The 14,003-nt window shown below is 62.9% G+C and carries 15 protein-coding genes; 5 read left to right on the top strand and 10 right to left on the bottom strand.

Annotation, left to right across the window (positions count from 1 at the left end; all coding sequences use genetic code 11):
• Positions 1–3 precede the first annotated feature (3 nt).
• Together HWV67_RS08285 and HWV67_RS08280 are read left to right on the top strand one after the other, a co-directional pair.
• Positions 4–489, top strand: coding sequence for an HPP family protein (locus tag HWV67_RS08285; RefSeq protein WP_256680038.1), 486 nt, complete (start codon positions 4–6; stop codon positions 487–489).
• An 87-nt stretch (positions 490–576) separates the two neighbouring features.
• Positions 577–1,557, top strand: a complete 981-nt coding sequence (locus HWV67_RS08280; RefSeq protein WP_175650759.1) for a D-2-hydroxyacid dehydrogenase family protein — start codon at positions 577–579, stop codon at positions 1,555–1,557.
• Here the strand turns inward: HWV67_RS08280 and HWV67_RS08275 are convergent.
• The 5 genes from HWV67_RS08275 to HWV67_RS08255 all read right to left on the bottom strand — a co-directional run bounded on the left by HWV67_RS08275 (position 1,545) and on the right by HWV67_RS08255 (position 6,760).
• On the bottom strand, positions 1,545–2,438 hold the full coding sequence (locus tag HWV67_RS08275) for a LysR family transcriptional regulator (protein WP_175650758.1): 894 nt from the start codon (positions 2,436–2,438) through the stop codon (positions 1,545–1,547). The genes HWV67_RS08280 and HWV67_RS08275 overlap by 13 nt on opposite strands.
• Positions 2,439–2,512: 74 nt before the next feature.
• The gene (locus tag HWV67_RS08270) at positions 2,513–3,580 is read right to left on the bottom strand and encodes an alpha/beta hydrolase (protein ID WP_175650757.1); all 1,068 of its coding nucleotides are present in this window, start codon (positions 3,578–3,580) and stop codon (positions 2,513–2,515) included.
• The gene (locus tag HWV67_RS08265; protein ID WP_175650756.1) at positions 3,577–4,368 is read right to left on the bottom strand and encodes a carboxymuconolactone decarboxylase family protein; all 792 of its coding nucleotides are present in this window, start codon (positions 4,366–4,368) and stop codon (positions 3,577–3,579) included. The genes HWV67_RS08270 and HWV67_RS08265 overlap by 4 nt, the downstream gene beginning before the upstream one ends.
• A 6-nt stretch (positions 4,369–4,374) precedes the next feature.
• Positions 4,375–5,364, bottom strand: a complete 990-nt coding sequence (locus HWV67_RS08260; RefSeq protein ID WP_175650755.1) for an aldo/keto reductase — start codon at positions 5,362–5,364, stop codon at positions 4,375–4,377.
• A gap of 202 nt (positions 5,365–5,566) precedes the next feature.
• Complete coding sequence (locus tag HWV67_RS08255) at positions 5,567–6,760, bottom strand: GAF domain-containing sensor histidine kinase (RefSeq protein WP_175650754.1); 1,194 nt, start codon at positions 6,758–6,760, stop codon at positions 5,567–5,569.
• 198 nt (positions 6,761–6,958) lie between these two features.
• On the opposite strand from HWV67_RS08255, the gene HWV67_RS08250 reads away from it, so the two are divergent.
• Positions 6,959–8,053 (top strand): NAD(P)-dependent alcohol dehydrogenase, encoded by a 1,095-nt coding sequence (locus tag HWV67_RS08250; protein WP_110968798.1) that lies wholly within the window; start codon positions 6,959–6,961, stop codon positions 8,051–8,053.
• 51 nt (positions 8,054–8,104) lie between these two features.
• Here the strand turns inward: HWV67_RS08250 and HWV67_RS08245 are convergent, their stop codons facing one another.
• The 5 genes from HWV67_RS08245 to HWV67_RS08225 form a co-directional block, all read right to left on the bottom strand.
• Entirely contained in the window at positions 8,105–10,549 is a 2,445-nt protein-coding gene (locus tag HWV67_RS08245) for a TonB-dependent siderophore receptor (RefSeq protein WP_256680037.1), read from the bottom strand.
• A 99-nt stretch (positions 10,550–10,648) separates the two neighbouring features.
• On the bottom strand, positions 10,649–11,602 hold the full coding sequence (locus HWV67_RS08240) for a FecR family protein (RefSeq protein WP_175650753.1): 954 nt from the start codon (positions 11,600–11,602) through the stop codon (positions 10,649–10,651).
• A gap of 3 nt (positions 11,603–11,605) precedes the next feature.
• Positions 11,606–12,118, bottom strand: coding sequence for an RNA polymerase sigma factor (locus HWV67_RS08235; protein WP_175650752.1), 513 nt, complete (start codon positions 12,116–12,118; stop codon positions 11,606–11,608).
• A 155-nt stretch (positions 12,119–12,273) separates the two neighbouring features.
• Positions 12,274–12,462, bottom strand: a complete 189-nt coding sequence (locus HWV67_RS08230; RefSeq protein ID WP_175650751.1) for a hypothetical protein — start codon at positions 12,460–12,462, stop codon at positions 12,274–12,276.
• A 118-nt stretch (positions 12,463–12,580) separates the two neighbouring features.
• Positions 12,581–12,742: a DUF2986 domain-containing protein gene (locus tag HWV67_RS08225; RefSeq protein WP_110968793.1), complete on the bottom strand. Its 162-nt coding sequence runs from the start codon at positions 12,740–12,742 to the stop codon at positions 12,581–12,583.
• A 122-nt stretch (positions 12,743–12,864) separates the two neighbouring features.
• Between HWV67_RS08225 and HWV67_RS08220 the strand changes: the two genes are divergently transcribed.
• Positions 12,865–13,365: a hypothetical protein gene (locus tag HWV67_RS08220; RefSeq protein ID WP_175650750.1), complete on the top strand. Its 501-nt coding sequence runs from the start codon at positions 12,865–12,867 to the stop codon at positions 13,363–13,365.
• Between the two features lie 49 nt (positions 13,366–13,414).
• Complete coding sequence (locus HWV67_RS08215; RefSeq protein ID WP_175650749.1) at positions 13,415–13,861, top strand: GNAT family N-acetyltransferase; 447 nt, start codon at positions 13,415–13,417, stop codon at positions 13,859–13,861.
• The last annotated feature ends 142 nt before the right edge of the window (positions 13,862–14,003 follow it).

The raw sequence follows: 14,003 nt of genomic DNA, 5'->3' as shown, positions 1-14,003 counted from the left end.
GCCTTGTCCTTGTTGTGGATCGGGCTCGGAGCCTTCATCGGGCTTGCGGCATTGGGCGCCATCACCGTCAGCACCGGCCAGCCGTTGCTGATCGGTTCCTTCGGCGCCAGCGGGGTGTTGCTCTTCGCTTATCCGGAAGGGCCGTTTTCTCAGGTGCGCAACGTGATTGGCGGGCACTTGTTGACGTCCCTGGTTGGGCTGGTGTGCTTGCACGCTCTTGGGCCTGGTCTGTTGCCCATGGCATTTGCCGGCGCTCTGGCGACCGTGTTGATGGTGGTCACGCGCACTGTTCACCCGCCCGCGGGTGGCAACCCCATCATCGTGTTCATGACCCAGGCTGGCTGGTCGTTCTTGCTGCTGCCCACCTTGGGCGGTGCCTGCCTGCTGATGTTGATGGCCTGGCTGTACTGGAAAGGTGTTCGCTGGCTTAGCCAGAAGCCTGATGAATCATCGGTCACTAAAACCAGCAAGCCGGTAGCCGGAGACTGAATGGAACGGGCGGTTGATGCGCAGCCATCAATCCGCCCTGCATTCAGCTATCGTCTAACCCCACACAACCGGCAGGCTCCCATCACCATGCGCATTGTCATCCCCGACGACTACCAGAACGTGATCCGCACGCTCGACTGTTACAGCCTGCTGGCCGGGCACGAGGTCACTGTCCTTCATGAGCGGCAACCAGCCTCGCTGGACGAACTGGCCGCACGCTTCGCCGAGGCGGACGCGCTGGTGCTCACCCGCGAGCGCACCCGTATCGATGCCGCGTTGCTGGACCGGCTGCCGAAACTGCGCTTGATCAGCCAGACCGGCAAAGTCGCCGGCCATCTCGATCTGGACGCCTGCACCGCGCGCGGCATCGTCGTGACCGAGGGGCGCGGCTCGCCGGTGGCGCCGGCGGAGCTGGCGTGGGCGCTGATCCTCAATGCGCGGCGTCAGCTCGTTCCGGCCATCGAGGGGTTCAGACGCGGTCAATGGCAGGTCAATCTGGGCCAGTCGGTGGCGGGGCAGGTTCTCGGGATCTGGGGTTACGGCAAGATCGGCCAGCGGCTGGCGCGCTATGCCCAGGCGTTCGACATGCCGGTGCTGGTGTGGGGCAGTGAGAGCAGCCGCGCCGCTGCCGAAGCCGATGGACATTGTGCTGCGGCGTCGCGCGAGGCGTTCTTCGCCGAGTCGGACATCATCAGCCTCAACCTGCGCCTGTCCGAGCGCACGCGCCATATTGTGACCCTCGACGACCTGTCGAGGATGAAGGCCGACGCCTTGCTGGTGAACATCAGCCGCGCCGAACTGATCGCCCCCGGCGCCTTGCTGCAGGCGCTCGATGCCGGGCGGCCGGGCTTTGCCGCCGTGGATGTGTATGAGGAAGAACCGGTGCTGGACCCGAGCCACCCCCTGTTGCGCCACCCCCGTGTGCTGTGCACGCCGCACCTGGGATACGTGGAGAAAAACGGCTACGCGCTTTACTTCGGCGATGCCTTCGACAATGTGCGGGCGTTCTTTGCCGGTGAACCAAAGAACGTCGCGAACCCGCAGGCCCTGGCGATTCAGCGGCTGTAACGCAGCGCATCCACCACCACCCGGAACGCCGAGGAGTGCTCGCGGCGGTTCGGGTAGTAGAGGTGGTAGCCGGCGAACGGTTGGCACCAGTCCTCGAGCACCCGCACCAGCGACCCATCGGCGACTTCTTTGGTCACCATGTCCTCCGGCAGGAAACCCAGTCCGCACCCGGCAATCGTGGCGCGCAGGATGGGCAGGCTGCTGTTGAATGTCCATTGGCCTTCGACGCGGACTTTAAGTTCGCGGTTGTCCTTCTCGAAGTCCCACTGCAACAGGCTGCCGTGAGTGGGAAGGCGCAGATTGATGCAGTTGTGACCGGCAAGGTCGCCCGGCACCAGCGGTGCAGGGCGGTTTTCGAAGTACCCGGGCGAGCCCACCACCGCCATGCGCAACGACGGACCGATCGGCACGGCAATCATGTCCTTGGCAACCTGCTCGCCCAGCCGCACGCCGGCGTCATAGCGCTGGGCGACGATGTCCGTGAGGGCGTAGTCGACGGTGATTTCGACGTGGATGTCCGGGTAGTCGGGAAGCACCTTCTGCAGTGCGGGCCAGAGGATGTTGTTCGCCGCATGTTCGGACGCCGAAATGCGCACGGTGCCGGCCGGGGTGTCGCGGTACTCGCTGACCACCGCCAGTTCCTGATCGATCTCGGCAAACAGCGGTGCCATGGACAGGTACAGGCGCTGGCCGGCTTCGGTGGTCGAGACGCTGCGGGTAGTGCGGGTCAGCAGCCGCACCCCGAGCCGCGCTTCGAGGGTGCGAAGGGTGTGGCTCAGGGCCGACTGCGAAACCCCGAGCTGCGCCGCCGCGCGGGTGAAGCTGCCCTCGCGGGTAATCACCACGAAGGCTTGCAGGTCGTTGAGGTTGGGACGGTACATGGGTGAAAACCTCTCATGAGACGCCCGAGATTATCCGATGCAGCCCGGTCCCGCATGGCGAAGCTGAAGTGCGCTCAACGCGGATCAGACAGGGTTTTAGCGTAGAACGCCGTCAACTTGCCCATCGCCGCGTCCACATAGCGCGGCACCCAGTAGGTTTCGATATGGGTCGCGCCGTCGATCATGAACAGTTCCTTGTTCTGAGTGCCGGTCGCCTTGGCGAACGCGTCCTTGGTCATGTACAGGCTGTCCGCCTTGCTGCCGGCGATCATCAGCAGGGGCTGGTCGATCAGTTCGATCTGGTCGGTGGCGTCGAAGCGCATCAGGTCGAGCAGACTGCTGGTGGTGTACTTGAAGGTCGAATTGGGGTGCGCGTGGGTCTTCCAGTAGTACGCGTAGCCTTCGCGATACAGGTCGAAGGGCAGTTTGGCGACCTGTTCATCCGTCAGGTTGACGTCGCCCGAGTAGATCACCGCGCCGCCGGCGGCTTCCTGGGCGCGGGCCGCGGAAGCCTGGCGTAGGCGTTGCTGGACGGTGTCCAGTTGCGAGTCGTTGTAGCCGTTGCGACGAACCCGCCCGGAATTGAACATGCTGATGGTGGCCACCGACTTGAAGCGCTTGTCGGTCTCGGCGGCCGCCAGCGAATAGCCCCCGCCGCCACAGATACCCAGCAGCCCCAGGCGCTCACCATCGACCCCGGCATAGCGGGTGATGAAGTCCGCCATGCCGTGGATATCCTCGATCCGGTTTGCCGGCTTGTCGACACTGCGTGGCTGTCCTGCGCTGCCGCCCTGGTAGGCGGCATCTGCGGTAATCGTGATGTAGCCCTGCTCGGCCAGGCGCTGTGCGTAGAGGCCGGCGACTTGCTCTTTTACCCCGCCATTGGGGTGGGCGACGACGACCGTCGGGTAGGCCTTTTTCGGGTCGTAGTCGGCCGGGGTGTAGACGTTGGCGGCGATGTCCAGGCCATTGAGTTTGTAGGTGACGGGATGGATGTTGACCTGGCCCGGCTGGTTTTTCGCAATCGCGCCGTCGTAGGCCAGGGTAAACGGGTTGGCCTTGTAGTCCGCGGCGCTGGCTTCGCCAGTCGAAAGGCCGACCATTGCGGCCATTAGCGAAGCTTTCAAAAAGGTATTTCTCATGATTTTTCTCCTGATAACGCAAGTGCTTGTGCCAGCGCGCTGCTCGCTCGCCTGGCTGCTTGTTCATCGCCACGCTCGGCCAGCACTTGGCAGAGGTGATGCAACTGTTCTGCGCTGAGCCCGACCCGAAGGCTCGCACCCATGTGCGAGCGCAACTGGGGTTCGACGCCCGGCGTTGCCGCCAGCGCCCCGACCGTGGCCAATTCCCGGCTTTGCCAGTCCAGGTTGTCGCGTTCGAAGATGTCGCCGAACAAATGGGCCTGGAGGAACTGGTTGATCACCGGGGCGAAGTCGAATACCGGGCCTTTTACCGGACCACCCGAGATGCGTGTCTGATTGGCCGTGCCGGCCGCGAGCAAAGCTTCGCCGGTCGCGATCGTCCGGCTGGGTTCACGCCCTGGCGCATCCTGAAGGCCACGCTGTTTGCGCGCTTCGACCACCGTCATCAGTTCGTTCAAGGCATTGAGGCTGCGGGGAAAGCCGACATAGGCGTAAAGCTGCACCAGGATTTCTCTGGCATCGCTGATGGTCAGGCCCGCGTCCAGGCCCTGCTCCAGCGCAGTGTTGAGCCTGGGCATGTCGCTCGTGGCCATGAACGCGGCGATCAGTGGAATGGCCTGTTGCGTGGCTGAAAGCGTCGTCAAGGCGGGCTGTGTGCGGGGCATGGCTGGCGACTCCTCGGCGTTTTGGGCGGCAATGCCCGGGGCCATTCCCAGCCCCAGGCTTATCGCCAATAGCGCGCAGAGCGCCGTGCGGGGCAGCGGGTTACGAGCGTTGATCATGGTCATCCTCCGCTAGCGGCCGACGCGGGCCTTGAGCGCCTCGGGGTAGCGGTCGCCGAGGATGCGCACCTGCGACAGCGCCGAATCGATGGCCTGCAGGTCGGTTTCGCTGAGGGTGATGTCCGCGCCGCCGAGGTTTTCCTCCAGGCGGTGCAGCTTGGTCGTTCCGGGAATGGGCACGATCCAGGGCGCTTGGGCGAGCAGCCAGGCGAGGGCGATCTGCGCGGGTGTCACCGCTTTCTGCGCCGCCAGTTCGCGGACCACGACCACCAGCGCCTGATTGGCCTGCAGGGCTTGCGGGCTGAAGCGCGGCACGATGCTGCGGAAGTCGTCGCTGCCAAACGAGGCGTCCGCCGCTACCGCACCAGTGAGGAAACCCTTGCCCAGCGGGCTGAACGGCACGAAACCGATACCCAGCTCGGCGAGGGTCGGGAGAATCTCCTGCTCCGGCTCGCGCCACCACAGCGAATACTCGCTCTGCAAGGCGGTGACGGGCTGCACCGCGTGGGCGCGGCGAATGGTCTGCGCGCCGGCTTCCGAGAGGCCGAAGTGCTTGACCTTGCCTTCCCAGATCAGCTCTTTCACTGCGCCCGCGACATCTTCGATTGGAACGTCAGGATCGACCCGGTGCTGGTAGAGCAGGTCGATGACATCGGTCTTCAACCTGCGCAAGGAGCCCTCGACCGCGATGCGGATGTGCTCCGGGCGGCTGTTGAGAATCTGCTGCTTGTTGTCCGAACCGAAGGTGAAGCCGAATTTGGTGGCGATCACCACCTTGTCGCGCACCGGTGCCAGGGCCTGACCCACCACTTGCTCATTCAGGTAAGGGCCGTAGACCTCGGCGGTATCGAAGAAGGTGACACCGCGCTCGACCGCTGCCCGGATCAGCGCGATGGCCTGTTGGGTGTCGGTGGCCGGGCCGTAGCCGTGGCTGAGGCCCATGCAGCCCAGTCCCAGGGCCGATACTTCCAGAGCGCTGTTGCCGAATTGGCGCTTTTGCATTTCCCGTTTCCCTGTTCAAACCGTTGGCAGGCGTGCGCGCGAGCTTTTGGCCTGACGCACATTCGTTGGGAAAACACTAAGCGAGGAGGGGGATGGGGACTAGATGGATAAATCAGCAAGCACTTATGAAGATGATTCATCAGTGCGGTAACGCGCGGGGATCACAGGCAGGGCGGTCATGGCTGACCGCCCTCGGCTCACGTCAGGCCCATTGCAGTTTCGCGGGAAATCTCGCGACGAAACAGGTGCCCGCCTCAGGCGTGGACACAACGTTCAAGGTGCCGTTGTGGGCCGTCACGATCTGCGAGGCGATATACAGCCCCAAGCCCAGGCCTTCACCGTGTTGCCCTGCCTCGGAGCGGGTAAAGGGTTCAAACAGCAACGGCATCAGTTGCGCGGGGATGGGCGGCCCCTGGTTGGTCACGGAGATGACGATTTCACCGTTCAGCGCGTGGGCCTCGACGGTGACTGGCGTTGTGGTCGAACCGTGGGTCACGGCATTACCCAACAGGTTCGAGAGCATCTGGCTGATCCGCACGGGGTCGCAATAGACGCCGCTTGGCAGGTCCAGCGAATGAATGAAGGTGACCTGCGGGTACGAGCTTTGCAGTTCATCCAGGGTCAGGCCAAGGGTGTGGCCGAGGTCATCGACCAGTTGCCGCTTGATCGGAATCCCGCCGCCCATTCGGCCGCGCGCCAGATCCAGCACGTTTTCGATCAGCACGCCCATGCGGATGGCGCTGTTGCGAATCGCCGAGACCAGTTTCAGCGATCGTTTGTCGGTGGTCTTGGTTTCCAGCAGGTCGGCGCTCATTCGCACGGCACTGAGCGGGGTGCGCAAGTCATGACCGAGCACCGCAACGAACTGTTCGCGCAGCCGGCCTTGTTCATGGGCGCTGGCCAATGCGACTTGAGTGGTGTGAAGGGTGTTGTGGGTGTCGAGGCTCATCGCGATCAATTGGGCGAAGAGGGTCAGCGTCTGGGCAATGGACGGTTCATCAAGGTGGGCGGGAACCGAGTCGATGGCGCACAGGGTGCCGAAGAAGTCGCCGTTGGCCTTGACGATGGGAATAGAGATATAGCTTTCCAGCCCATAGGCCTTGGGGGTGTGGTGCGAGGAAAAAACCGGGTGCTCACTGGCATGGCCAAAGATCACCGGCTTTCGGTGCTGGCGGATTTCGTGGCAGATGGTTGATTCAAGGACCAGTTCGTCACCGGGCCTCAAGCCGAACTCGATGGAGTCATCGACGGCGCAGGTTACCCAGTTCTTTTCGGTCACCCGGGCCACGGCGGCGAAGCGCATCCCGGTGTAGTGCTTGACCATGCTCAGGATGACCGGCACCGCCTCGATGGCTTGAACGGCATTGATGTCTTGCGAGAACTCTGGGCTGGTCATGTTCGGGGTCGTTCGAATGAGTGCTGCGAAAGAGTAATCCTTATCTGCAGGCGGGCCAATGACCGGCACTCGGAAGTTCAACTAGCGGTTCTGTACGCGCTCAATCGCCAGCAACATTCCCCCTTTATGTTTGCCAGACCGCTCTAACTGGGCTTTGCTTGATGGCTCAGCACATTTCAGCAGTCAGGAGGATGAGAGATGGCCACGATGAGAGCAGCCGTTTTCGTAGCGCCCGGGCGAATCGAACTGGCGGATAAACCCGTCCCGGACGTTGGCCCCACCGATGCGCTGATCCGCATCACCACGACGACCATCTGCGGCACCGATGTGCATATCCTCAAGGGCGAGTACCCGATCGCCAAGGGGCTGACCGTCGGTCATGAGCCGGTGGGGGTGATCGAGAAGCTCGGCAGCGCGGTCAAGGGCTACAAGGAAGGCCAGCGGGTGATCGCCGGGGCGATCTGTCCCAACTTCAACTCTTATGCCGCTCAGGACGGGGTTGCCTCGCAGGACGGCAGTTACCTGCTGGACCGCGGCGCCTGCGAATGCCATGGCTACAAGGCCACGGCCGGCTGGCGCTTCGGCAACCTGATCGACGGCACCCAGGCCGAATACGTGCTGGTGCCGGATGCCGAGGGCAATCTGGCGCCGATTCCCGATGGCCTGACCGATGAACAGGTGCTGATGTGCCCCGACATCATGTCCACCGGCTTCAAGGGCGCGGAAAACGCCAATATCCGCATTGGCGACACCGTGGTGATTTTCGCCCAAGGGCCGATCGGGCTGTGCGCAACCGCCGGTGCGCGGCTGTTGGGCGCCTCGACCATTATTGCGGTCGACGGCAATGACCATCGCCTCGGCATTTCCCGGACCATGGGCGCTGACATCACGCTGAACTTTAATCAGTGCGATGTGGTGGAGGAGGTGATGAAGCTGACCCGTGGACGCGGCGCCGATTCTTCCATCGAATGCCTGGGGCTGCCTTCGACGTTCGAGCAGGCCATGAAGGTGCTCAAGCCGGGCGGCACGCTGTCCAGCCTGGGCGTGTATTCCAGCGATGTGAAGATTCCGCTCGGAGCCTTTGCCGCTGGTCTGGGCGACCACCGGATCAATACCGCCTTGTGCCCGGGCGGCAAGGAGCGCATGCGTCGGCTGATGAGCGTGATCGAGTCGAACCGGGCGGATTTCGGCTCGCTGGTGACCCACCATTACCCGCTGGGCGACATCGTTGCGGCCTATGACCTGTTCGCCCATCAGCGCGACGGCGTGCTCAAGATCGCGATCAAACCGTAAGACGGGAGCGGAACGCCCGGTGGCGGGCGTCCCGTGGGGTGACGCCGGGCCTCAGAAGGTCGGCGTGTAGGTCAGGGTGAACATCACGTTGCGCGGGTCGCCGAAGTAGTTGTTGCCGGTCAGCGTCCCGTACGACGGAATCAGGTAGTTCTTGTCGAACAGGTTGTTCAGGTTGGCTGCCACGCTGACCTGATCGCTGACCTTGTAGGCCACCCGCGCGCTCCAGATGGAGAAGCCGCTGGCTTCATAGGCGCGGTCGAAGCCGATGGTGCGGCTCTGGCTGTTGACGCCGCCACCGACGCTGACGCCTTCCAGGTCACCCTGCAACTGGTAGTCGGCCCACACCCGCAGCATGTGCTTGGGGGTGAAGGTGCTGAAGGTCTTGCCCTTGAGTTCCGGGTCGTCCATGAAGCGAGTGGTGTTGTAGGTGTAGCCGCTGGACAGTTGCAGGCCCGGCAGCACCTCGCCGTTCACCTCCAGTTCGACGCCCTGGCTGCGCACCTTGCCGCTGGCCATCGAGCAGTACCAGCCATCGCACTCGAAACCACTGCCCAGGTCGGCGACCGCACGGTTTTCATGCAGGTAGCGGAACACCGCCAGCGAGGTGTTCAGGCGGCCATCCATCAACTCGCCCTTGATACCGACTTCATAGTTGGTGCCGGTGATCGGTTTCAGCGGCGCCTGGTTGAGGCCGCGCTCGCTCTGCGGGATGAACACGTCGGCGTAGCTGGCATAGGCCGACCACTGATCGTTGAGCGCGTACACCAGACCCGCGAACGGGGTGACCTTGCCGGTGCTCTGGGCCGTGGAGTGCACCGGATCGCCGTTGACCTCGCGCTGGAAGTAGTTGTTCGCGTCGTAGCTCATTTCATACCAGCTCGCCCGGCTGCCCAGCACCAAGGTCAGCGGCTCCAGCAGGTTGATCCGATAGCTGGCGTAAATGCCTTTCTGGCGCACGTCGTATTCGCTGGTGGTCAGGTTGGCACGGTCGGCGATGCCGTTGTAAGTCTGGTAGGGGCGGTCGTGGTTGACGTTGGTGATATCCACGCCCGGAGTGAATGCGCGGGCATAGCCATCGTCGGTGGTGTATTTCGAATAGTTGGCGCCCAGCACCAGGCTCTGCTTGAAGCCCAGCCCTTCGAACTGGCCGTCGACGTACATGTCCAGGCCCAGGTTGTGGTTGCTGAAGTCGGTGCCGTAGTCGGCATAGATCGGCGCCGGGCCAGGTCCCACGGCGCCGGTGATGAACTGGTAGACCGCTTCGTTGGATTCGAACATGCCGAGGGCCGAGGCCTTGAAGCGCCAGGCGTCGTTGAAGCGGTGTTCGAGGTCGAGGTAGACGGCGGTCTGGTCGCTGCTGGCGCGGTTCCAGTTGGCGCCGATGTAGGTCGAGCGGCCGACGTCCAGACGGCTGCCATCACGGTTACGCGGCAGGCCGATCATGTACGGCTGGTAGTGGGTCTTCTTGTTGCTCGCGCCGACGCCCAGGGTGGTGTCGCTGCTGAGGTCGAAGTCCAGCGCGGCATAAACCGTCTGCTCCCAGTTCCACAGCGAATCCGTGAAGGAATTGCCCTTCTGGTAGTCGACCACGGCGCGGCCACGGATAGTCCCTTCATCGTTGAGCGCATTGCCGGCGTCGAGCTGCATGCCGTAGCGGTCCCAGCTCCCGGCCTTGGTGGTCAGGGTGACGGTCGGCTCGGCCTGCGGGCGCTTGCGCACCATGTTGATCGCGCCGCCCGGATTGTTCGCGCCCTGCAGCAGGCTGGCGGCACCGCGCATCACTTCCATGCGGTCGTAGATGGACATGTTCTCGCTGATGTAGCTGCCCAGCGAATAGACGTTGCGCGGCACCGGCACGCCGTCGTACTGGATGCTCTCGATGTCGAAGCCACGGGAGAAAATGAACAGGCCGGAGCCGGGCGACTTGATCGCGCTCAGGCCAGTGGTGTTTTCCAGCGCCTGCTTGAGGTTGACGATGTTCTGGTCGTCCATGCGCTTGCGCGTCAGCACGCTGACCGACTGCGGGATGTCCTTGAGCTTCTGCGCGCTCTTGCCCAGGGTGACCGCGCCGGTGGTGTAGGAACCGCTGCCTTCGGTGGTGCTGCCCAGTTGCTCGGAATTGATCCGGGTCACGCCCAGTTCCATGGCCGAGCCTTCTTGCGTGGCCTGGGTGATCATCAGGGTGTCACCGCTCAGTGCCGCGCTCAGGCCGCAGCCGGCGAGCAGGCGTTGCACGCCTTGGGCGACGCTGTAGTGGCCGTTCAAACCGGGGCTGTTGCGCCCGGCCAGCAGCTCGCTGTTGACGATCAGGCGCAGGCCGCTCTGATCGCTGAAGCGCGTCAGCGCCTGGCCAAGCGGGCCGGCTGGAATGGCAAAGGCGCGGGTCGCGCTTTGTGCGGCATCGGCTGCCAGGGTCTGGGTGCTCACGGCAAACGCCAGGCCGCAGGCGGTGCTCATCGCCAGGCCGAGGGCGGCACGTTTGAAGGATTGTTGCATGTCTCTCCCCGCTGAAATCAGCTAATTAAAAATCACTCTCAAATGGGAAAGACGCTGAAGATTTCAAACCTGACAGTGCCGCGTGAAAAATTTTTCGGCTTATCGCGTTTTGCGTTGCTCGTCCGGCTCCACCACCGTCAGCCACGGCAATTTGCGGATGCGGATCGGCAGCGACTGTTGCAGCAGGGCCAGTTGTGCGTCGAGGTCACGGGTTTCGAACAGGCCGGTGACCGGTAGCTGACGCAATGCCGGATCGCGGATCCACAGCAGTCCTTTGTGATAACGCGACAGTTCGTCGAGCACCTCGCCCAGCGGCTGGCCGTCGAAGATCAGCCGGTCGCGACGCCAGGCGGTCAGGCTGTCGGCGTCCACGTCGAGCGGCTTCGACACACCATTGGCGTCGTAGGTGATGGCCTGACCGGCCTGCACCACGGTCTGCGTGCCGGCGCCCTGGCGGGTAACGCCCACGCTGTGTTCGGTGACCACAAGGCGCACCCGCGAACCGTCGCGGCGTACGTCGAAGCCGGTGCCGAGGGCGCGCAGCGTACCGTCCGCCGCTTGCACCTCGAACGGTCGCGAGGCGTCGGCTGCGACCTGCACGAACAGCTCGCCGGCGTACAGGTGCAGCGTGCGGCGGTTGCCTTCGATGTGGATATCGACACGGGTTTGCGGGGCCAGGTGCAACTGCGAGCCATCGCTCAACTGCAACTCGCGGCGCTCGCCCGCGCCGGTGCGCTGGTCGGCCAGCCAGCCGTCTTCGCGCACCTGCCACACGGCGCCGCTGGCCAGGCCGAGCGCAAGTACAAGTCCCAGGAGCGGGCCGGCGCGCCGTCGAGGCGCCGGGCGTTGCAATGCACTGCCCAAGCGTTCCCACAGCCGTTCAGCGGCAAGCGACGCCGCCTGATGCTGCTCGGAGCGTTCGCACCAGCGCTGGTAGTTTGCCCAATCGCCGTCGTCGGCCGTGCCGCTGTGCAGGTCCACCAGCCATTGCAGCGCTTCATCGGTCAGGCCGGGCAGGGGACAGTCGAGGTCTTTCGCGCGGATCGCGGCCATCGCTCAGTCCTCCAGCAGTTCAAGGCTGCGCACGCAATGACGCAGCGCGCGCATGATGTATTTGCTGACCATGCTCGGAGAAACCTCCAGGCGTTCGGCAATCGCCTGGTGGCTCAGGCCCTCGACGCGGTTGAGCAGCAGCGCGGTGCGGCAATTCTCCGGCAGTTCGCTCAGGGCCAGGTGCAGGCACTGCAATTGCTGGCGCAACTCGAACAGCCGTTCGGGGCCGGGACGCGGGTCGAGCAACTCGTCCTGCACTTCTGTGAGGTCAACGGGTGAGCCCTGGCGTTTGCGCCCACGGGCGAGGTCGATGATCAGGTTGCCGAGCACCCGGATCAGGAAGAAGCGTGGGTTCAGGATGGTGTCGGTTTGCTGCTGCTGGCCGAGGCCGGCGTAGCGCACGAAGGTGTCCTGGGTGAGGTCGGCCGCCAACTCGCGATCGCCCAGACGGCGATAGGCGATGTTTTGCAAGTCGCGGTGATAAAGGCGAAACAACCGGTCCAGATCGTCAGCCAAAGCGAACCTCACGTGTCCAGAAGCCGGCAGGGCCCGGCGGGAAAACGCGAAGAATATAGTGATTAAGAATCGTTCGCAAATCTATCCGATTGGCTTGTTCCGCCTGCCCCCATCGCAATACCGAGAGGACAGGGGAAGTCAGGGACGGCTGGTGGTTAGAGCCCGATCAGGCGCCGAATGTCCTCCCTTGAAATACTGAATGCTTGGTCAAGCACGCTCCCAAGGCTTGAGAGCGTGCCACCGACGAGGCCATCGCCGTCGGCCGCGAACACGGTTTGCGCCGCCATCAGCGCCACGGTGGCAATACCGGTAATCAATACGGATTTCTGTACTGAATTCAACATGAAGACACTCCATTGCATGGCTTTGAGTAAGGGTTGATTCCCTTGCGCTGGAGTATCTGAAAAGCGCCCTGAACGTGAAAATCCTCTCTTTGTGTTATGGCAAAAGTAATAACGGGGCTCAGCTTTCAGCCGAAAGGGTATTGTCCTGGGCGGGCTCGGCTTCCAGTTTCAAGCGGTCAGCCTTGCTGATGTATTTGGGTTTGCTCTTGGGCGCCAGTTTGGCACTGGCCTTTTTGGCGTGAGCTTTTAACAGCTGGTTGATCTTTTTACGGCGATTCATGTTTTCCACTCCCTCTGAACGTCTGCCGGGATGCGTATGATGGCTGCTTTTGCATTCCTGACAAGAATGGCCGCCATGCTACCTGACAAGGCCGTTTTCAGTTCGACGATCAAGGAGTATGTATGCCGGAAGAAATCAGCCCGTCAGCGGTGGCTCAATGGTTCGCCCTGTTCGATCTGGGCGCACTGCCGCACGACAGCACGTTCTCCTTCGTGCTGAGCAACGATCCCATCGAACACTGGTTTTACAAGCGCAACAAGTTGCGGCCTGAGAGTTTGAAGCTCGAACTGCTCGTCCCTTGCACCGGGCACTGGCGCGTCCAGTTGGAGCGTAATGACAACCTCTACCTGGCCCAGTGGCGTCCCAACGATGATCTGCGTATCGACTCTGAACAACTGCGCTATCGAAAACTCGTGAAGTGGCCACGGCTGGCGAGCCTCATGGATTTTCCTCAGTTGATCGAGCAACTGGAAAAGAGCCTGGACGTGCGTTTTTTGCCTCACGCCAATATCGGTGCTCGGGGTGTTGAACCTGAGACCTTGGCGAGTAATCCGCACTTGCGCCGTTGGTTGGCGCCTTGCGCGCAGAGCTTTGGCTGGAACTGGAAAGTGCAGTCGCTTTGATAGCCTTGCCTGGCTGGCAAACACAACTTGCAGACACGGACGAAATGCCATGCAGATACGCAAACTGACCCACGACGACCTGCCTCGCGCCAGTGCCTTGTGCCTGGCGTCATTTATGGCGGCGGTTGCGCCCTCCCTGTCGGCGCAGGGCGTTGAAACCTTCGCCAAGGTGGCATCGGAGCAGGCCTTTGCCGAGCGGATGGAGGGCGACAACCTGATGCTGGTGTGTGTCGCGGAAGGGGTGCTGACCGGGTTGATCGAACTCAAGGAGGGGCGTCATGTGGCGATGCTGTTTGTCGCGCCGGGCTGGCAGCGTCGAGGCATCGGCCTGCAATTGATGACCGCGGCGCTGGAGCAGGCGAGGGGGGAGGTCGTGACGGTCAGGGCGTCATTGTCTTCAGTGGCCGCTTACGAGCGATACGGATTTGTTCTGGCAGGGGACGTTGATGAGTTCGCCGGGCTGGTGTATCAGCCGATGGAGAAGAGGTTGTCTTGATGATCAAACGCTGCAGTTGCCCGCTCCCCTCCGTGTCGAAACCCCTCTGCCAAATACAGAGATATCTACACCTCACAGGCAAGCACAGAGCGTCAGGGCACAACGGACTGTGGGAGTGGCGTTAGCCGCGAAGGGCCGCAGA

It is taken from the genome of Pseudomonas sp. Marseille-P9899 (assembly GCF_903166565.1).
GTDB classification, from domain to species: domain Bacteria; phylum Pseudomonadota; class Gammaproteobacteria; order Pseudomonadales; family Pseudomonadaceae; genus Aquipseudomonas; species Aquipseudomonas huaxiensis.
This window is presented reverse-complemented; position numbering and strand designations above follow the sequence as displayed.